Source organism: Streptomyces sp. CRCS-T-1 (assembly GCF_024442335.1).
In the GTDB taxonomy this organism is placed as follows: Bacteria; Actinomycetota; Actinomycetes; order Streptomycetales; family Streptomycetaceae; genus Streptomyces; species Streptomyces koelreuteriae.
The window spans coordinates 5917243-5935299 of the sequence record NZ_CP101651.1 but is presented as its reverse complement, the minus strand read 5'-3'; the positions used below and the strand labels follow the sequence as shown (position 1 = coordinate 5935299).

Sequence of the window (18057 nt, the reverse complement as noted above, 5' to 3'; positions counted from 1 at the left end):
CCTCAGGAACCCTTCAGGTCCGGTTTTCTAGCGTGGTCGGCATGACAGCCATCGCCGCCGCCGCGGACGCCGGACCGCAGTGGGTCAACGACCTCATGGACGCGCTGGGCGCCCCGGGTGCCGGTCTCGCCATCGCCCTGGAGAACCTGTTCCCGCCGCTGCCCAGCGAGGTGATCCTGCCCCTCGCCGGGTTCGCCGCGAGCAGCGGGCGGATGAGCCTGCTCGCGGTCCTGCTGTGGACGACGGCCGGCTCGGTGATCGGCGCGCTCGCGCTGTACGGCGTCGGCGCGCTGCTCGGCCGGGACCGGACGGTGGCGATCGCGGCACGGCTGCCACTGGTGAAGGTCTCCGACATCGAGAAGACGGAGGCGTGGTTCCTGAAGCACGGCACCAAGGCCGTGTTCTTCGGCCGGATGATCCCGATCTTCCGCAGCCTGATCTCCGTACCGGCCGGTGTCGAGCGCATGCGGCTGCCGGTGTTCCTCGGTCTGACCACGCTGGGCAGCGCGATCTGGAACACGGTGTTCGTCCTCGCGGGCTACTTCCTCGGCGCGAACTGGCACCAGGTCACGGACATCGTGTCCACCTACTCCAAGGTGGTCCTGGTCGTGGCGGCGCTGGCGGTGGCGGTCTTCGCCGGAGTCCGGCTCCTGCGACGCCCCAAGGCGAAGCGCCCCGAAGGGGCGCGGGGAACTGCGCGACAAGCCACCGCGAACCCGCACCCGCACGACGACCAGGACACCCGAGTTCTCAGGCGCCCCGTACTGTCTCCAGAAACTCCCGCAGAATCCGCTCCCCGGCGAGGACGCCACGCTCGGGAAGCACCCTGACCGACGGCGCCGTGAAGCCGGTGTCGGCCAGCTCCCCATGGCCGGGCCGCCAGCCCCGGTCGGCCGCGAGAAGCAGGTCCGCGTCGAGCAGGGAGTCCCCCGCGGCGAGGGTCAGATCGGCGCCCGTCCTCCGGGCGACCTCACGCAGCGCCGCGCTCTTGGTGAGCGGCCCCGGGACCGCGTAGATCTTGCGGCCCTGCAGCGACACGGTCCAGCCGCGGTTCTCCGCCCACACCGCGAGTTCCTTCACCCAGTCCTCGTCGAGCAGTTCCCGCTCGACGACGAGGTAGGCGAACAGATCGTCGGCGACGCGGTGCTTGCGCACCCAGACCGGGTCGGCGGCCCTCAGCAGGTGCTCCTGCACCTCGGCGAGGGACGCGCACTCCTCGGCCAGCCGCGCGGTCACCCGGGCGTGCCAGTCGGGGTCGGAGACCCCGTCCACCAGGAGGTGGCCGCCGTTCGCGCAGATCGCGTACGTGGGCGCGGGGCCCGGCAGGTTGATGCGCTGGTACTGCTTGCGCGTCCGGGTCGTCGTCGGCACGAACACGGCCGCGTCGCCCAGGTCGGTGAGAAGCCCGGCCGCCGTCTCCGTCATGTACGACAGCGGCTTGCTCTCGTGCACCTCCACGCACAGCAGCCGGGGCGCCCGGGCGTCCGGCATGGTCAGCGCCAGGGCGGCGGCGGAGTAGATCAGGGTGCGATCGAGGTCGCTGGCGACGAGTGCGCGCATCAGAGGGACACCGCCTTGCCGTCGGCGCCGGTCGCACCCCGGGTGTACTTGGGGTGGATCAACCCGACGCAGGTGTAGGGCAGTTCGGCGGTCTCCTCGACGGGTACGCCGCGCTGCTCGGCCAGCAGGCGTACATGGTCGAGGTCGCTGCCCGCCCCGGCACGGGCCAGGATCTTCCAGGGCACGCGGCGCAGCAGCACCCGGGTGGTCTCGCCGACGCCGGGCTTGACGAGGTTCACGTCGTGGATGCCGTACTCCTCACTGATGCGCTCGACGGCGGCCCAGCCCTCCCAGGTGGGTGAGCGGTCGGCGGCGAGCAGGTCCTTGGCCTGGGCGCAGGCCGCGTCCTCGATCTCGGGGAAGCGGGCGGAGACGGCGTCCAGGAAGGCCACCGAGACGTCGGTGGCGGCGAGTTCGCGGTAGAACTTCGCGCCGTGGAAGTCGTGCGGACCGACCAGGTCCGCCCGCAGCACGGTCCGCGAGATCAGGCCGGAGACGGTGGAGTTGAGGCAGGCGGAGGGGATGAGGAAGTCCTCGCGGGTGCCGTAGGTCCGTACGCAGGAGCCCGGGTCGGCGAGCACCGCGATCTCGGGGTCGAAGCCGGTGATGCCGTCGGACTTCTCGAACTCCTCAAGGGCCTGGGCGAGTTCGCGGGTGATGGCGCCCTTGCCGGTCCAGCCGTCGACGAAGACGACGTCCCGGGGGTCGTGGTGCGCGGCGAGCCAGCGCAGCGCGTTGGCGTCGATGCCGCGGCCCCGGACGATCGAGACGGCGTAGTGCGGCAGGTCGAGGCCATGCCGGTACTGGGCCCAGCGGCGCATCAGGATGCCGACGGGGGTTCCCGCGCGGGCCAGGGAGACCAGCACCGGGCGCGGCCCCCGCTCGGCGAGGATCGTCTCCGTGACGACGCCGGTCGCCCGGGCGATACGGGCCGCCGAGTCGGCCAGCGCGGCGTGGAACAGCTCCTGGTACCGCTCGCTCGGCTGGTACTCCACGGGCAGCGACTCCGCGTAGTGGGCGCCACCGCTCTGGATTGCCTCCTCGCGCTCCTCGGTCGGCGCCTCCAGCGTCACGTCCGAGAGGTCCTGGAGCAGCCAGCCGACCTCCTCGGGCGCGTACGAGGAGAAGTCGGGGCCGCGCAGGGGCTCGGGCAGCATGGAGGGCCTTTCGGGGACGTACGACGGTATGACGGCGAGCAGGACCCGCGGCGTGTGCGCGGCGAGCCGGGCCGTCAGACCGTCGGGCGCGTGCAGCGCGGGGGTGTCCCCGGCCGAGTCGACGACCACGACGACGGCGTCGAATCCGGCGCCGGCGACGTTGTAGGCGTATCGCTCCCCCGGGCCGTCGGCCGGGTCGTCGTGGGCGGGGAAGGCGAGGCGGGTGCGTATCGCGTAGCCGGGGTCGTCGACGGCCAGGACGGGTGAGCGGGTGGTGGTCGAGTAGCGGACCTCGATGTCCGGCGCGGTCCGCTCCAGCGCGGCGGCGAGTCGGAGGGGGGTGTACATCAGCTCTTCGAAGCCGAGGATGTGCACGCGGCGGGCGTCTTCGGGCAGGGCGTCGGCGATCCTGGCCGCCATGCCGGGCAGGGCGGCCTCCAGCCGCTCCCGATGGGCCGGGGTGAACCCATGCCGGGCGCCGTCCGGCAGGTTGGCCGGCCAGTGCAGGTCGATGCGGTTGTCTTCCGGGTGCGGGCCGGTGGGGGCTGTTCGCGCAGTTCCCCGCGCCCCTTGAGGGCGTTGGCGATACGCCCCTATTGGGGGCGCGGGGAACTGCGCGACCGGCCACGACGCAGCCGCACCCGCCGACGAACCCTCCGCCGCACTCTCGGCCTCGTACCGCGCCACCAACTCCTGCCCCCGCTCCAACACCCCCTCAGGCAGCCGCACAGTCCCGGAAGCCGCAGCGACGAGATCCACCCGCGCCCCGATCTCCCGAGCGAACCCCTCCAACCGCCCCGCGTCCTCCGCCGACCGCATGTCCACCAGCGCCACCACGACATACCTCCGCCGCGGATACCGCCCATGAAGATCTCGTACGGTGTTCAGCACCGTGTTACCCGTGGAGAACTCGTCGTCGACCAGGACCAGCGGCCCTTCCCCGCTCAGCAGCGCGGGATCCTCCGGCAGCAGCAGATGCGAGGTCGCGTGCGAGTGGGCCTCCTCGAAGCCGCCGGCCGCCGCGAGACCGGCGACGGGGCGGCGCGTGGAGTGCAGGTAGGGCGCGAGGCCCAGCCCGTCGGCGACGGAGTGGCCGAGGCCGGTCGCGGTCTCCGCGTAGCCGAGGACGACCGCCCGGGCCGACTCCTCCTCGCCCAGCAGCGCTCGCACCCGGCGGCCGAGCTCGACACCGTGGCCGTAGACGACGGACGGCGACTGCGGCACGTGCTTGCCCAGCACGTTCGACACCAGCAGATGGGCCCGCTTGGGGTTGCGGCGCAGCGCCAGCCCCAGCAGGCCGGTCAGCCGGTCGTCGCCGACGAGCTCGACGCCCAGCCGCTCCGCGACCCAGCTGCCGGACCAGACACCGCCGGCTTCGTCGCGCACCTCGCCGCGCACCCCCTCGTTCACTGCCTTCTCCACCAACCGTTCGAATTCGTCGGATGCCCCGCGGATGCCGGGCCGCGTCAGCCGGGCAGGCCGGCGGCGAGCAGTTCCACGAAGCCGATGTCCTCGTTCGCCACGCCGAAAACCTCGGCTCGCAGCAGGGTCCGCTCGGCCCAGGCCCGATGCGGCTTCACCTCGTTCATCTTGTTCGTGTACGACGATCGAAGCACACCCCCGCCGCCCCGCTCGGGGCGCAGGATGTCCTGGGCGTCGGAGAACTCCTCGTGGCTGACGACCGACAGGGCGTGCACCGGGAGCACATGGGAGGGGTGGATGCAGGTCTTGCCCAGCAGGCCGTTGGCCTGGTCGAGGGAGATCTCCCTGAGCAGGCCGTCCATGGCGTGCTCGATCAGCTTCTCGCGCAGTTCCGCGGCCTGCACCTCGAGGAAGGGGCTCTGCCGCAGCAGCGGCTTGAACATGCGCTCCTGGACCCGGAAGTACTCCCACACCGGCCCGGTCACGGTGAAGCCGGTCCCGTCGGCGCGGCCCAGCATGTTCACCACGTCGGCGATCACGGAGGCGACGATCTGCACGTCGTACGCCGTCATGTCGGGGCCTCTGCGCAGCCCGTAGGAGGAGCAGAAGTCAGTGACGCCGAGGCGCAGGGCGAGCACGCGGTCGCGGTACTTGTCGACGGCCCGGGAGATGCCCTCCAGGGTCTCCACCCGGGACTCGCGGTAGAGCAGCTCCGGCGACTCCAGCACCGGCATGGCGAAAAGGCGACGGCCGCTTTCGGCCTCGGCGCTCGCCAGTGCCTCGAGGAAGGGGATGCCGCGCTCCGCGGTGAACTTCGGCAGTACGAATCCGGACAGCAGCCGGGCCGAGGTGCCGAGCCGTCGGACGAGGTCGGGGATCTGCTCGGGGGCGCGGACCCGGATGAACAGCAGGGGCAGGTCCGCGTCCGGGAGGCCGTCGAGGGCCTCGAACTGGCGGACGAGGTTCTCCTCGCCCGGGCCGACGTCCGCGTCGTCGATCGAGTCCTCCAGGCACAGCACCATGGAGACGACTCCGCGACCGGCCTGCTTGAGGACGTCGTCGGCGAGGCGGGGGCGGGTGGCCGGACTGTAGAGCGTGGCGCCCAGGGCCGCCGCGAGCAGCCGGGCCGGGGAGTCCGGCGTGAACACACACGGCTCGCGGTGGAAGAGACGCTTCCGCACCTCAGGCGCGATGTGCCCGAAATGACGCATGGAACTCCCCCGTGGTTGTCGTGCGGCCTGCGAATCGTCGAAAGGTGGCCGGTAATAGTACGTAGAAGTCCATGTCAGAGGTTCCCGTCAGGCATGAATTTCAGGTAACGCGGGCAAGCACAGCCAGGCCCGGCCATGACGACGGTAGTCCGCGACGGCCGTCGGCGCCGCTCGTGGAGCCCGGCCCCGCGTTGTCGTGAGCAGGACCGAGAAGGCAGGATGACCGCATGACGCACGCGATGCTGAAGGGGTCGAACGTCCCGCTGGAAGCCACCACGGTGCGCGCCGTGCTGCGCTGGACACCCGGACAGGGGGTTCCGGACGTCGATGCCTCCGCGCTGCTCCTCGGCCCCGACGGTCGTGTGCGCTCCGACGAGGACTTCGTCTTCTACAACCAGCCCCGGCACCCCTCGGGGAAGGTGTGGCGGCTCGGCAAGAAGCGGGCAGCCGAGGGCCTGACCGACACGATCCAGACAGAGCTCACCGGTGTCGAGTCGGGAGTCAGCCGGATTCTGCTGGTCGCATCGGCGGACGGCATCCCGTTCGACCGCGTACAGGCGCTGCGCATCCTGCTGTACGACGCGGCGGGCACCGAGGCGGAAGCGCTGGCGTACTTCGACGTCAAGCCGGAGACGGGCGAGGAGACCGCGCTGATCTGCGGCGAGCTGTACCGGCGCGGCGAGGGCTGGAAGTTCCGGGCGCTCGGCGAGGGCTATTCGAACGGGCTGCAGGGGCTCGCGACCGACTACGGCATCTCGGTGGACGAGTCGGAGGCCGCGCAGGAGACGTCGGCCCTGCCCACCACGGCCGCGACCACGCAAGCGCCCGCCCCCGAGGTGTCGCGGCCGCTGCCTCCGGAGCAGCCGACCGTCGTCCCCGCGCAGCCCGCCTACGGCTATCCGCCCCAGCAGCCCGCGACGACGCAGCCGGCGTACGGCTACCCGCAGCCCGCGAGCCAGCCCGCCTACGGCTATCCCCAGGCTCCGGCCGCGGCCGGCGTCACGGGGGCGCAGACCGGCTACGGCTATCCGCCGCCGATCACCGCGGCCCCCGACCCGGACTTCCGCCTGCCCCCGCAGGGTCCGCAGTTCATCGGACGCTGAGAAGCCCCGGGCCCGCCCCCTCAAGGGCGGGCCCTCAGCGCTCGACCTTCGTCTTGTAGCCCCGGCCCCACTGCAGACCCCACCCGTACAGCCGGTCCAGCTCGGCCTGGAAGCCGTAGACGAACTTCGCCTCGCGGCGCACGATGATCTCGTCGTTCTTGACCTTCTCGATCATGACGACGGCACAGGAGCGCGCCTGCGGCTGGCGTTCGTCGAGGTGGATCTCGATGCGCGGGCCGCTGCTCGGGTAGAGGGTGACGCTGGCGTGGGTGCGGTCGAAGGCGGGTGTCTGGTCGTAGATGTAGACGAAGACCAGGAGCCGCTTGATGTTTTCGCGGTGGTCGAGGTTGATGTACATCGTCTCGCCGGACCCGGAGCCGAAGCGGTCGTCGCCGCTGAGCTTGACGTACGGCGGGGCGTTGACGTCGCCGAAGTAGCCGCCGAGGGGCTGGACGACGCCCTTGGTGCCGTCCTGGAGCTCGTAGAGGCAGCCCAGGTCGAGGTCGACGTTGACCATGCTCTGGCTGTGGCCGACGACCTCAGGGGGCTTCAGGGCCCGGAAGGGGTGCCGCAGCAGGCTCTCGCGCTGGGGGCCGCCGATGTCGGACGTGCGCATCCGCCAGCTCAGATTGACGCGCAGATGGCCGGTGGCCGCGTCCTGCTTGGTGAGTGATATCTGCGCGTGCCGCTTGGTCAGCTCGATCGCGTTCGTTGCCGCGTGGCCCGAGTCGAACTGCGTGTTCCGCCCGCGCCCGAGTCCGTCGAACAGGCCCATTCCGCCCCCCACCTTCACTTGGAGACCGCAGGTCATCGCATGTCCCACGGTCGTGACAGCCCGACGGGGCGGCGCCGAGGACTCGCCTCGGCAGCCGCCCCGCACAGAGCGTTCCTCACCCGGAGGGGTGTCACACCCCGGACGAGACCTCAGTCTTCTCGTCCGAGCCGGCTTTTCCCTCGGCCGCCGCGATGGCGCGGTTGCGGCGCACGGAGGACCAGAAGGAGGCGCCGATCAGCACGACACCGATGAGGCCGGTGATGAACTCGTTGATCTCGTACTGGATGGTGACGAGCAGGACCAGGGCGAGCGCGCCGATCGCGTAGTGCGCGCCGTGCTCCAGGTAGACGTAGTCGTCGAGGGTGCCCTCGCGGACCAGGTAGACCGTGAGGGACCGGACGTACATGGCGCCGATGCCGAGGCCGAGGGCCATCAGGACGATGTCGTTGGTGATGGCGAAGGCGCCGATCACACCGTCGAAGGAGAAGGAGGCGTCCAGGACCTCGAGGTAGAGGAACATGAAGAACGCGGCCTTGCCGGCCAGCTTGACGGCCGACTTGGGCTTGCCTTCGCGGGCGGCCTTCTCCTCGGCCTCGTGCTCGCGCTCCTCCTCCTCTTCGAGCTTGTCCTCGAAGTAGCCGGAGAGGCCGCCGACGATCATGTAGGTGATCAGACCCATGACACCGGAGAGCAGGACGGTCTCCGCCTTGTCGGCGTGGGTGCCGCCGTGCTGGTGGGCGTTGGCGCCGAAGGTCATCGAGGAGATCAGCAGGATGATCAGGGCGATGCAGACCGACAGCATGTCGACCTTGCCGAGCTTGGCCAGCGGGCGCTCCAGCCAGCCGAGCCACTTGATGTCCCGGTCCTCGAAGATGAAGTCGAGGAAGATCATCAGCAGGAACATGCCACCGAAGGCGGCGATCGACGGGTGGGCGTCGGTGACGTACTGCTGGTACTGGTCCTTGTCGGTGAGCGCGAGGTCGACGGCCTCGATCGGCCCCAGCTGGGCGCTGATCGCGACGATCACGACAGGGAAGACCAGTCGCATGCCGAAGACGGCGATCAGGATGCCGATCGTGAGGAAGATCTTCTGCCAGAAGGCATTCATCTTCTTCAGGATCCCGGCGTTGACCACCGCGTTGTCGAAGGACAGCGAGATCTCGAGGACGGACAGGATCGCTACGACGCCGAACGCGGTCCACCCTCCGTAGAGAATCGCTGCGACCAGGCCGAGCGCGGTGACCGCGAACGACCACCCGAAGGTTTTCAGAACCACTGGCTACCCAATCGTGTGTGTACGGGGCTCCCCCGCGCCGTACCCGGCTTTACGAACTTTTGAAGCCGAAGTCTAGTCCGGCCCCCTCCATACCCCACCGGGCCCCGGATTTTGCTCATAACGCGTTATGAGACGCTGACTCCGAAGTCCAGCGCGATCCCCCGCAGCCCCGACGCGTACCCCTGTCCCACGGCCCTGAACTTCCATTCGCCCTGGTAGCGATAGACCTCACCGAAGATCATCGCGGTCTCGGTGGAGGCGTCCTCGCTCAGGTCGTAGCGGGCGAGTTCCTGGCCGTCGGCCTGGTTCACGACGCGGATGAAGGCGTTGCTGACCTGGCCGAAGGTCTGGCCGCGCTCGTCGGCCATGTGGATGGAGACGGGGAACACGATCTTGTCGCACTGCGGCGGCACCTTGGAGAGGTCGATCAGGAGCGACTCGTCGTCGCCGTCGCCCTCACCGGTGAGGTTGTCACCGGTGTGCTCCACCGAGCCGTCCGGGCTCTTGAGCTGGTTGTAGAACACGAACCACTCGTCCCCGAGCACCCGCCCGCCGCCGCACACCAGGGCGCTGGCGTCGAGGTCGAAGGGGGCTCCGGTGGTGGAGCGCGCGTCCCAGCCGAGCCCGATCATCACCTGCGTGAGGTTCGGTGCGGCCTTGGACAGGGAGACATTGCCTCCCTTGGCGAGCGTGACGCCCATGATTCCCTCCCCTGTTCCTTCTCAGGTGGTCCTGCGCGTCCGGCGCCGCACGTAAACCGTGCGGCGCCGGATGGTGAGGCCTTGAGCTCGTCCGCTCAGACGTTCACGCCGAAGTCCTGCGCGATGCCGCGCAGGCCCGAGGCGTAGCCCTGGCCGATGGCGCGGAACTTCCACTCCGCGCCGTGGCGGTAGAGCTCACCGAAGACCATGGCGGTCTCGGTGGAGGCGTCCTCGCTCAGGTCGTACCGGGCGATCTCGGTGCCGCCGGCCTGGTTCACGACGCGGATGAACGCGTTGCGCACCTGGCCGAAGGACTGCTGGCGGGTCTCGGCGTCGTAGATCGAGACCGGGAAGACGATCTTCTCTACGTCGGCCGGGACGGTGGCGAGGTCGACCTTGATCTGCTCGTCGTCACCCTCGCCCTCACCGGTGAGGTTGTCGCCGGTGTGCTCGACGGAGCCGTCCGGCGTCTTGAGGTTGTTGAAGAAGATGAAGTGCTGGTCGTTGCCGACCTTGCCGGAGTTGTTCAGCAGCAGCGCGCTGGCGTCCAGGTCGAAGTCCGTGCCGGTCGTGGTGCGGATGTCCCACCCCAGACCGATGATGACCGCGGTCAGGCCCGGCGCCTCCTTGCTAAGCGATACGTTGCCGCCCTTGCTGAGGCTGACTCCCACGAGTCCTCCATTGGTGTTCTGGGGCGGGATGCCCCGTTGTGCTCGGATGTCGGATCAACGAGTCGATCCTAGTGACGGGTTCCCGCACCACCCAGGCCCTGAAGCCCGGAATTCAGCGGGTGTCGGGCACATGACGCCCGACCGGCGTCACAGGGAGTCGAGCGCCTTCACGTAGTCGTTCAGGTCGCGCGCGTCCGGCAGGCCGTTGACGACGGTCCACCGCACGACGCCCTCCTTGTCGATGACGAAGGTGCCGCGCGCGGCGCAGCCCTTGTCCTCGTCGAAGACGCCGTAGGCCCGCGAGACGTTGCCGTGCGGCCAGAAATCCGACAGCAGCGGGTACTCCAGACCCTCCTGCTCGGCGAAGACGCGCAGGGTGTGGATGGAGTCGTTCGAGACGGCGAGGAGCTGGGTGTCGCGGTCGGCGAACTGCGGCAGGTTGTCACGCAGCTCGCACAGCTCGCCGGTGCAGACGCCGGTGAAGGCGAAGGGGTAGAAGAGCAGCACGACGTTCTTCTCGCCGCGGAAGTCGGACAGCCGCACGCTCGCGCCGTGGTTGTCCTTGAGCTCGAAGTCGGGGGCCTTCTCGCCGGCCTGGATCGCCATCGTGGTGGATGTCCCTTCGTGCGGCTTCTCGGATGGAAGCCACCCTACGCAGGCACCGGGGCAGGCCGATGGGCGGGCCGACGGCTGTCGGCCCGCCCCGTCCAACGACTAACGCTTGGACTTGGCGGCCTTCGGCGTGGCCAGCCGGCTGCCGCTCCAGTCCTTTCCGACGCTGACGCTCTTGGACGCCGTCAGACCCGCCGTGGTGGCGGCCTCCGAGATGTCGCTCGGCTCCACATAGCCCGAACGGCCGGTCTTCGGCGTGAGGAGCAGGATCGCGCCGCCCTCTTCGATGTACGTGGTGGCATCGACCAGCGAGTCCGTCAGGTCGCCGTCGTCGTCACGGAACCACAGCACAACGGCGTCGGCCACGTCGTCGTAGTCCTCGTCCACCAGGTCGCTCTCCACAATGCCTTCGATGGCTTCACGGAGTTCCTGGTCCACGTCGTCGTCGTAGCCGATCTCCTGGACCACCTGCCCGGGCTGGAACCCCAGCCTGGCGGCAGGGTTCGTCCGCTCCTCCGCGTGGTCCGCGGTCGCGCTCACGGGTTGCCTCCTGATCATGTTTTGGGAATGTCTCAGCCACGCGCGTGCGCGAAGCATTGGCCGTAGTCCACACGGGCGGGGCGGATCGCGCAAGTACCCGGCCGTTCAGACCGCCGAAACGGTGACGATCCTGGCCGTGTCGCCGCAACTCCAGGCACACCATCATGGTCCGAGGTGACGTACACCACACCTTTCTGCCCTGTTTGGGCGTTTGGGAATCGTCTGTGGGTACGAGACTCGAATGTATTCGTCCCATACGTCACAGAGCCGAGTTCCCGCCGGCGTCACGCCTGGGGTTACCGATCGGTAGAGATGACGTTTACGGCGTCGAGGTAGACCATGGGTGGCGGCGCAGCCCAGCGACATCGCCCAGCGACCCCAGCGAAGCAGCGGCCCCGGCACGGCCCTCCGACAGGTAAGGAACAGCGTGGCTTCCGCATCCGATCGCAACCCGATCATCATTGGCGGCCTTCCGAGTCAGGTTCCTGACTTCGACCCCGAAGAGACGCAGGAGTGGCTCGACTCGCTCGACGCCGCCGTGGACGAGCGCGGCCGGGAGCGCGCCCGCTATCTGATGCTGCGGCTGATCGAGCGGGCCCGCGAGAAGCGCGTGGCCGTGCCGGAGATGCGCAGCACCGACTACGTCAACACCATCCCGACCAAGAGCGAGCCGTTCTTCCCGGGCAACGAGGAGATCGAGCGGAAGATCCTCAACGCGACCCGCTGGAACGCGGCCGTGATGGTGTCCAGGGCCCAGCGCCCCGGCATCGGCGTCGGCGGCCACATCGCCACGTTCGCGTCCTCCGCGTCCCTCTACGACGTCGGCTTCAACCACTTCTTCCGCGGCAAGGACGAGGGCGACGGCGGCGACCAGGTCTTCTTCCAGGGCCACGCCTCACCGGGCATCTACGCCCGCGCCTTCATGCTGGACCGGCTCAGCGAAGAGAACCTGGACGGCTTCCGGCAGGAGAAGTCGAAGGCGCCCCACGGCCTGTCCTCGTACCCGCACCCGCGTCTCATGCCGGACTTCTGGGAGTTCCCGACGGTGTCGATGGGCCTCGGCCCGATCGGCGCGATCTACCAGGCGCGGATGAACCGCTATATGCACGCGCGCGGGATCGCCGACACCTCCAAGTCGCGCGTATGGGCGTTCCTCGGCGACGGCGAGATGGACGAGCCGGAGTCGCTGGGCCAGCTCACGCTCGCCGCCCGCGAGGGCCTGGACAACCTGACCTTCGTCGTCAACTGCAACCTCCAGCGCCTCGACGGCCCGGTGCGCGGCAACGGCAAGGTCATCCAGGAGCTGGAGTCGGTCTTCCGCGGCGCCGGCTGGAACGTGATCAAGCTGGTCTGGGACCGCAGCTGGGACCCGCTGCTCGCCCAGGACCGCGACGGCGTGCTGGTCAACCGAATGAACACCACGCCCGACGGACAGTTCCAGACGTACGCGACCGAGACCGGCGCGTACATCCGCGACCACTTCTTCGGCGACGACCACCGGCTGCGGGCGATGGTCGAGGGCATGACCGACGACCAGGTCCTGCACCTGGGGCGCGGCGGTCACGACCACAAGAAGATCTTCGCGGCGTACAAGGCGGCGGCGGAGCACAAGGGCCAGCCGACGGTGATCCTCGCCAAGACGATCAAGGGCTGGACGCTGGGCCCGAACTTCGAGGGCCGCAACGCCACGCACCAGATGAAGAAGCTCACGGTCGACGACCTCAAGCGCTTCCGCGACCGCCTCCACCTGCCGATCCCGGACAAGGAGCTGGAGTCCGGCGCGCCGCCGTACTACCACCCGGGCCGGGACTCGGAGGAGATCCAGTACATGCACGACCGCCGCAAGGGACTCGGCGGTTACGTCCCGACGCGTGTCGTGCGGTCCGAGCCGCTGTCCCTCCCCGAGGACAAGACGTACGCGACCGTGAAGAAGGGCTCGGGCCAGCAGTCCATCGCGACGACGATGGCCTTTGTCCGGCTCCTCAAGGACCTCATGCGGGACAAGGAGATCGGCAAGCGGTTCGTGCTGATCGCGCCGGACGAGTACCGCACGTTCGGCATGGACTCGTTCTTCCCGAGTGCGAAGATCTACAACCCGCTCGGCCAGCAGTACGAGTCGGTCGACCGCGATCTGCTGCTCGCCTACAAGGAGTCGCCGAACGGCCAGATGCTGCACGACGGCATCTCGGAGGCGGGCTGCACGGCCTCGCTGATCGCGGCCGGATCGGCCTACGCCACCCATGGCGAGCCGCTGATCCCGGTCTACGTCTTCTACTCGATGTTCGGTTTCCAGCGCACCGGCGATCAGTTCTGGCAGATGGCCGACCAGCTGGCGCGCGGTTTCGTCCTGGGCGCGACCGCGGGCCGTACGACCCTGACCGGTGAGGGCCTCCAGCACGCCGACGGCCACTCCCAGCTGCTGGCCTCCACGAACCCCGGCTGCGTCGCGTACGACCCGGCGTTCGGCTTCGAGATCGCCCACATCGTGCAGGACGGCCTGCGCCGGATGTACGGCGGCTCCGAGGAGCACCCGCACGGCGAGGACGTCTTCTACTACCTGACCGTCTACAACGAGCCGATCCAGCACCCGGCCGAGCCGGCGGACGTGGACGTCGACGGCATCCTCAGGGGCGTGTACCGCTTCAGCGAGGGCACCGAGGGCTCGATCCCGGCGCAGATCATGGCGTCCGGTGTCGCGGTGCCGTGGGCGGTCGAGGCGCAGCAGATCCTGGCCGAGGAGTGGAACGTCAAGGCGGACGTCTGGTCGGCGACCTCCTGGAACGAGCTGCGGCGCGAGGCCGTGGACTGCGAGCGGCACAATCTGCTGCACCCCGAGGAGGAGCAGCGGGTGCCGTATGTGACGCGGAAGCTCGCCGACGCGCAGGGGCCGGTCGTGGCCGTGTCCGACTGGATGCGGTCGGTTCCGGACCAGATCGCGCGCTGGGTGCCGCAGACGTACCAGTCGCTCGGCGCGGACGGCTTCGGCTTCGCCGACACGCGGGGCGCGGCCCGCCGGTTCTTCCACATCGACGCGCAGTCGATCGTGGTGGCGGTGCTGACCGAGCTGGCCCGGGCGGGCAAGGTCGACCGGTCGGCGCTCAAGCAGGCCATCGACCGGTACCAGCTGCTCGACGTGGCGGCGGCCGACCCGGGGGCCGCGGGCGGCGACGCCTGACCCGCTGAACACCGTCAAGGGGTGGTGCGCGTCACGGGTACACCGTGGGCGCACCACCCCTTCACGTTTTCTACGATGCGGCCATGCAAGAGCAGTCGGCCCAACTCCGTTGGGAACAGCACACTCAGCGGCCCCTCTTCGGCCTGGCCCTGGCCTTCGCCGTCGCCTACGCCGTGCCCATCGTCCGGCCGGACGCGAGCCGGGACGTGGTGGAACTGTGCACCGCGGTGGAGTGGGTGGTGTGGGGCGCGTTCGCGCTCGACTACGTGATCCGGCTGGCGCTCGCGGAGCGGCGGCTGCGGTTCGTACGGACGCACTGGCTCGACCTGTGCGCGGTGTTGCTGCCGGTGATCCAGCCGATGCGGCTGCTGCGGCTGGTGTCGACGCTGCTGCTGGTCGGGCAGCGGGCGCGGATGGCCTCGCAGATACGGCTCACCACGTATGTCGCCGGCGCGGTGGTCGGGTTGCTGATGTTCGGGTCGCTGGCGGTGCTGTCGGTGGAGCGGGACTCGCCGGACGGGAACATCAGGACGCTGGGTGACGCGGTGTGGTGGTCCTTCACGACGATGACGACCGTCGGGTACGGGGATCACGCGCCGACGACCGGTCTGGGGCGGATGCTGGCGGTCGGGCTGATGCTCTCCGGGATCGCGCTGCTGGGTGTGGTGACGGCGAACATCGCGGCGTGGTTCATAGCGCGGTTCGAGAAGGACGACGTGGAGGAACGCCGGCAGACGGAGGCGATACGGGAGCTGACGGAGGAGGTGCGGGCGCTGCGGGGGGAGTTGGCGGCGCTGAAGGGGACGCCGGTGGAGTGAGACCCGAAAGGGCCGCCGGCTCGGTGCCGGAGGCCCTTTTCGTTTGCCGGTCGCTTCCCCGGGTCAGAACAGCAGGCCGTTGCCCGGAGTCGTCGCTCCGGCCAGCCAGATGATGGCCAGGAGGGTGTCGATGGCGCCCAGGATCAGGGCGACCACGGCCGTGGTCGGGCGGGAGCCCGACCACGTGCGGCCCATGGCGAGCCAGCCGCAGACGATCGCCGCGGGGCCGAGGATGATCCCCAGCACGAAGAATCCGGCGACCGCGCAGATGACTCCGATGATTGCGAGCGTCGCGCGATCCGGCCCGGTCCGTGACCCCGTCCGGCCACGTGAGCGGGGGTGCCTGCGCGTACCGTGTCCGAAGCTCGCCATCATCGACTCCCGTAAACCCTCGGTCGGTTGGGGTTGGTGCGGGTACGACATGGCGGGTACCACACGATGCGAGGCTCAATCCCGCTGCCTGCGCGCTGCCCCCCTCCGGCAGCGCGCCGCAGCGACCGTCCTCCATGCCCTGCGGAGGACTTGACCCACTGTGACCTGCGAGGCCCGCCGAAGGGGAGGGGTCAGCGGTCTGGTTCACCCTGATGAGCGAACGCCCCGTCAGGGAGCGTCAGATGTGCGCCGCTCCCGCGCCGGCCTCCGCGTTCTCACCGCGCTTGGTGAGGAACGCCACCAGCACCGCGACGACGGCGACCCCGGCGGCCACGAGGGACGCCGCGCTCATGCCGGAGATGAACGTGTCGTGCGCGACGCCCGTGATCTTCGCGGCGATCGCGTCCGGCGTCCCGGGCGCCAGCGGCGGGACACCGACCTGGACCGCCTCGGACGCCTGGTGCTCCTGCTCCGGCGTCAGCGGCGGAAGGCCCGCCTTCGCCCAGTTGCCCGCGAGGTCGCTGTTGACCTTGGAGGCCATCACCGCGCCCAGCACGGCCGTACCGAGGCTGCCGCCGATCTGCATGGCGGCCTGCTGAAGACCGCCCGCCACGCCCGAGAGCTCCATGGGCGCGTTGCCGACGATGACCTCCGTGGCACCGACCATGACCGGCGCGAGGCCGAAGCCCAGCAGCGCGAACCAGAGCGACATGACGCCGCTGCCGGTGTCCGTCTCCAGGGTCGACATCCCGTACATGGCGATCGCGGTGAACGCCATGCCGCCGGCGAGCGGGACACGGGGGCCGAACTTGGTGATCATCGCGCCGGCCAGCGGCGAGCCGACGATCATCATGCCGGTGAGCGGCAGCAGATGCAGACCCGCGTCGATCGGGCTCATGCCGTGCACGTTCTGGAGGTAGAACGTCACGAAGAACAGGCCGCCCATGAAGGCGATGGCCATCAGGATCATCAGCACGACACCCGCGGACAGCGCCACCGAACGGAACAGCGCGAGCGGGATCAGCGGCTCCTTCACCTTCGTCTCCCAGAAGGCGAAGAGCACGAAGCACAGCACGGAAGCGCCGAGGAACGACAGCGTCTTGACGTCGCCCCAGCCCCACTCGGACGGCGGGGCCTTGATGAGCGCCCACACCAGGCAGAACACGGCCGTCGACAGCAGGGCGATGCCCAGGAGGTCGAAGGAGCGCGGGGCGTTCTCGGCGCGGTGGTCGAGCAGGATCAGCACGCCGAGGACGACGGCGAGGATGCCGACCGGCACGTTGATGAAGAACACCGACTGCCAGTTGACGTGCTCGACGAGCACACCGCCGAGGATCGGGCCGCCGGCGGTGGACGCGCCGATGACCATGCCCCAGATGCCGATCGCCATGTTCAGCTTCTCGGCCGGGAAGGCGGCCCGCAGCAGGCCGAGCGCGGCCGGCATCAGCAGCGCGCCGAACAGGCCCTGAAGGACGCGGAAGACGACGACGAACGCGATGCTGTCGGACAGGCCGATCGCGCCCGAGGCGGCGGCGAAGCCGACGACGCCGATGAGGAAGGTCTGCCGGTGGCCGAAGCGGTCGCCGAGCTTGCCCGCGGTGATCAGGGAGACCGCGAGGGCGAGGAAGTATCCGTTGGTGATCCACTGGACCTCGGCGAAGGTCGCGCCGAGGTCCTTCTGTATGGCCGGGTTGGCTATGGCCACGATGGTGCCGTCGAGGGCCACCATCATGACCCCCACAGCGACGGTGATGAGGGTGAGCCAGGGGTGTCCCCGCAGCCCCTTGCCCGGCGTCGCGTCCGACGGCGCCACCGGTGCCTTGCCCCCCGACCCCGTCGTGTCGATGGTGGTCTGACTAGTCATGCGACGAGGCTAATGACAGCCACTGACAATTGACAAACCGATTCACAAGTCGGTAACTGACAGGACACCCTCGGATAGCCTGAACTGCGAAAACGGCCCGGAGGGGGGCCGGAGCAGACTCGGAGGAGAGAGAGCCGCTTGAACCTGCGTGAACGCAAGAAGCAGCGCACCCGGGACGCGCTGCTGCGCGCCGCCCTCGAACTGTTCGCCACGCGCGGGTACGACGAGACCACCGTCGACGACATCGCCGCCGCCGTCGACGTCTCGCAGCGCACCTTCTTCCGCTACTTCGCCGGCAAGGAGGAGACGGCGTTCTTCGTGCCGCGACTCGCGGAGGGACTCGTCGTCCAGGCCCTGCAGGTGCGCCCGCCGGACGAGGCCCCGCTGGAGGCGCTGCGCCGGGCCGTGCTGGAGAGCTGGGACACGATCAACGAGGCCGTCGAGGAGATCGTGCCGATCGACCTCCATCTGCGCGTCTACCGGGTGATCGAGTCGACGCCCGCGCTGTTCGCCGCCCATCTGCGGCGGTCGGCCGAGCTGGAGGAGCAGCTCGCGCGGATCATCGCCGAGCGCGAGGGGCTGGACGTGGACGCGGACCCGCGGCCGAGGATCATCGTGGCCCTGTTCGGCGGGGTGATTCGGGTCACCGAACGACTGTGGTCCGCGGGGGACGAACTCAGCCTCGCGGGAATGCGCCAACTCACCACGACATACCTGGATCAGGTGGGTCCGGCACTGGCCGGGAACTGGCGTACAGAACAGTCCCCTTAGCACACACACCGAAACGTGATCCCGGTCAC

16 protein-coding genes are annotated in these 18057 nt (G+C 69.4%); 5 read left to right on the top strand and 11 right to left on the bottom strand.

Translation table 11 applies throughout. From position 1 onward, the window contains the following. The first annotated feature begins 41 nt into the window (after window positions 1-41). On the top strand, window positions 42-830 hold the full coding sequence (locus NNW99_RS26860) for a DedA family protein (RefSeq protein WP_215121710.1): 789 nt from the start codon (window positions 42-44) through the stop codon (window positions 828-830). On the opposite strand, the gene NNW99_RS26855 is transcribed toward NNW99_RS26860, so the two are convergent. The 3 genes from NNW99_RS26855 to NNW99_RS26845 are packed head-to-tail and all read right to left on the bottom strand — an operon-like array spanning window position 751 to window position 5350. After that, window positions 751-1560, bottom strand: a complete 810-nt coding sequence (locus tag NNW99_RS26855; RefSeq protein WP_215121709.1) for an HAD family hydrolase — start codon at window positions 1558-1560, stop codon at window positions 751-753. The two genes, NNW99_RS26860 and NNW99_RS26855, sit on opposite strands and share 80 nt — an antisense overlap. Beyond that, window positions 1560-4139, bottom strand: a complete 2580-nt coding sequence (locus NNW99_RS26850; protein WP_215121708.1) for a phosphoribosyltransferase — start codon at window positions 4137-4139, stop codon at window positions 1560-1562. Before NNW99_RS26850 ends, NNW99_RS26855 begins: the two co-directional genes overlap by 1 nt. Window positions 4140-4183: 44 nt before the next feature. Next, window positions 4184-5350: an HpcH/HpaI aldolase/citrate lyase family protein gene (locus NNW99_RS26845; protein ID WP_215121706.1), complete on the bottom strand. Its 1167-nt coding sequence runs from the start codon at window positions 5348-5350 to the stop codon at window positions 4184-4186. Between the two features lie 227 nt (window positions 5351-5577). Between NNW99_RS26845 and NNW99_RS26840 the strand changes: the two genes are divergently transcribed. After that, a complete protein-coding gene (locus NNW99_RS26840) occupies window positions 5578-6453 on the top strand; it encodes a TerD family protein (protein WP_215121705.1) in 876 nt (291 codons plus the stop codon). A gap of 34 nt (window positions 6454-6487) precedes the next feature. Here the strand turns inward: NNW99_RS26840 and NNW99_RS26835 are convergent, their stop codons facing one another. The 6 genes from NNW99_RS26835 to NNW99_RS26810 form a co-directional block, all read right to left on the bottom strand. Further along, on the bottom strand, window positions 6488-7228 hold the full coding sequence (locus NNW99_RS26835; protein ID WP_215121704.1) for a Tellurium resistance: 741 nt from the start codon (window positions 7226-7228) through the stop codon (window positions 6488-6490). A gap of 130 nt (window positions 7229-7358) precedes the next feature. Beyond that, window positions 7359-8504, bottom strand: a complete 1146-nt coding sequence (locus NNW99_RS26830; RefSeq protein WP_215121703.1) for a DUF475 domain-containing protein — start codon at window positions 8502-8504, stop codon at window positions 7359-7361. Between the two features lie 125 nt (window positions 8505-8629). After that, window positions 8630-9205: a TerD family protein gene (locus NNW99_RS26825; RefSeq protein ID WP_215121701.1), complete on the bottom strand. Its 576-nt coding sequence runs from the start codon at window positions 9203-9205 to the stop codon at window positions 8630-8632. Between the two features lie 95 nt (window positions 9206-9300). Further along, window positions 9301-9876, bottom strand: coding sequence for a TerD family protein (locus NNW99_RS26820; RefSeq protein ID WP_184592174.1), 576 nt, complete (start codon window positions 9874-9876; stop codon window positions 9301-9303). A 147-nt stretch (window positions 9877-10023) separates the two neighbouring features. Next, entirely contained in the window at window positions 10024-10482 is a 459-nt protein-coding gene (locus NNW99_RS26815) for a peroxiredoxin (RefSeq protein ID WP_215121699.1), read from the bottom strand. 108 nt (window positions 10483-10590) lie between these two features. Further along, complete coding sequence (locus tag NNW99_RS26810; protein WP_039932421.1) at window positions 10591-11028, bottom strand: DUF3052 domain-containing protein; 438 nt, start codon at window positions 11026-11028, stop codon at window positions 10591-10593. A gap of 427 nt (window positions 11029-11455) precedes the next feature. Between NNW99_RS26810 and aceE the strand changes: the two genes are divergently transcribed. Both aceE and NNW99_RS26800 read left to right on the top strand, forming a co-directional pair. Beyond that, window positions 11456-14203: a pyruvate dehydrogenase (acetyl-transferring), homodimeric type gene (aceE, locus tag NNW99_RS26805; RefSeq protein ID WP_215121698.1), complete on the top strand. Its 2748-nt coding sequence runs from the start codon at window positions 11456-11458 to the stop codon at window positions 14201-14203. A gap of 83 nt (window positions 14204-14286) precedes the next feature. Beyond that, window positions 14287-15021, top strand: coding sequence for a potassium channel family protein (locus NNW99_RS26800; RefSeq protein ID WP_215121697.1), 735 nt, complete (start codon window positions 14287-14289; stop codon window positions 15019-15021). 63 nt (window positions 15022-15084) lie between these two features. Here NNW99_RS26800 and NNW99_RS26795 read toward each other — a convergent pair whose 3' ends face one another. Together NNW99_RS26795 and NNW99_RS26790 are read right to left on the bottom strand one after the other, a co-directional pair. Next, window positions 15085-15396 (bottom strand): small hydrophobic protein, encoded by a 312-nt coding sequence (locus NNW99_RS26795; RefSeq protein WP_215121696.1) that lies wholly within the window; start codon window positions 15394-15396, stop codon window positions 15085-15087. 235 nt (window positions 15397-15631) lie between these two features. Continuing rightward, window positions 15632-17257 carry an MFS transporter gene (locus tag NNW99_RS26790; RefSeq protein WP_215121695.1) on the bottom strand — a complete coding sequence of 542 codons (1626 nt, stop codon included), beginning with the start codon at window positions 17255-17257 and terminating at the stop codon, window positions 15632-15634. A 138-nt stretch (window positions 17258-17395) separates the two neighbouring features. On the opposite strand from NNW99_RS26790, the gene NNW99_RS26785 reads away from it, so the two are divergent. Next, window positions 17396-18028 carry a TetR family transcriptional regulator gene (locus NNW99_RS26785; protein ID WP_215121694.1) on the top strand — a complete coding sequence of 211 codons (633 nt, stop codon included), beginning with the start codon at window positions 17396-17398 and terminating at the stop codon, window positions 18026-18028. Window positions 18029-18057 lie beyond the last annotated feature (29 nt).

Bases quoted from the DNA above. Each gene is read 5' to 3' on its own strand.
- NNW99_RS26835 (WP_215121704.1), bottom strand. From the start codon at position 7,228: ATGGGCCTGTTCGACGGACTCGGGCGCGGGCGGAACACGCAGTTCGAC.
- NNW99_RS26840 (WP_215121705.1), top strand. From the start codon at position 5,578: ATGACGCACGCGATGCTGAAGGGGTCGAACGTCCCGCTGGAAGCCACC.
- NNW99_RS26825 (WP_215121701.1), bottom strand. From the start codon at position 9,205: ATGGGCGTCACGCTCGCCAAGGGAGGCAATGTCTCCCTGTCCAAGGCC.
- NNW99_RS26800 (WP_215121697.1), top strand. From the start codon at position 14,287: ATGCAAGAGCAGTCGGCCCAACTCCGTTGGGAACAGCACACTCAGCGG.
- NNW99_RS26795 (WP_215121696.1), bottom strand. From the start codon at position 15,396: ATGATGGCGAGCTTCGGACACGGTACGCGCAGGCACCCCCGCTCACGT.
- NNW99_RS26790 (WP_215121695.1), bottom strand. From the start codon at position 17,257: ATGACTAGTCAGACCACCATCGACACGACGGGGTCGGGGGGCAAGGCA.
- NNW99_RS26860 (WP_215121710.1), top strand. From the start codon at position 42: ATGACAGCCATCGCCGCCGCCGCGGACGCCGGACCGCAGTGGGTCAAC.
- NNW99_RS26815 (WP_215121699.1), bottom strand. From the start codon at position 10,482: ATGGCGATCCAGGCCGGCGAGAAGGCCCCCGACTTCGAGCTCAAGGAC.
- NNW99_RS26845 (WP_215121706.1), bottom strand. From the start codon at position 5,350: ATGCGTCATTTCGGGCACATCGCGCCTGAGGTGCGGAAGCGTCTCTTC.
- NNW99_RS26855 (WP_215121709.1), bottom strand. From the start codon at position 1,560: ATGCGCGCACTCGTCGCCAGCGACCTCGATCGCACCCTGATCTACTCC.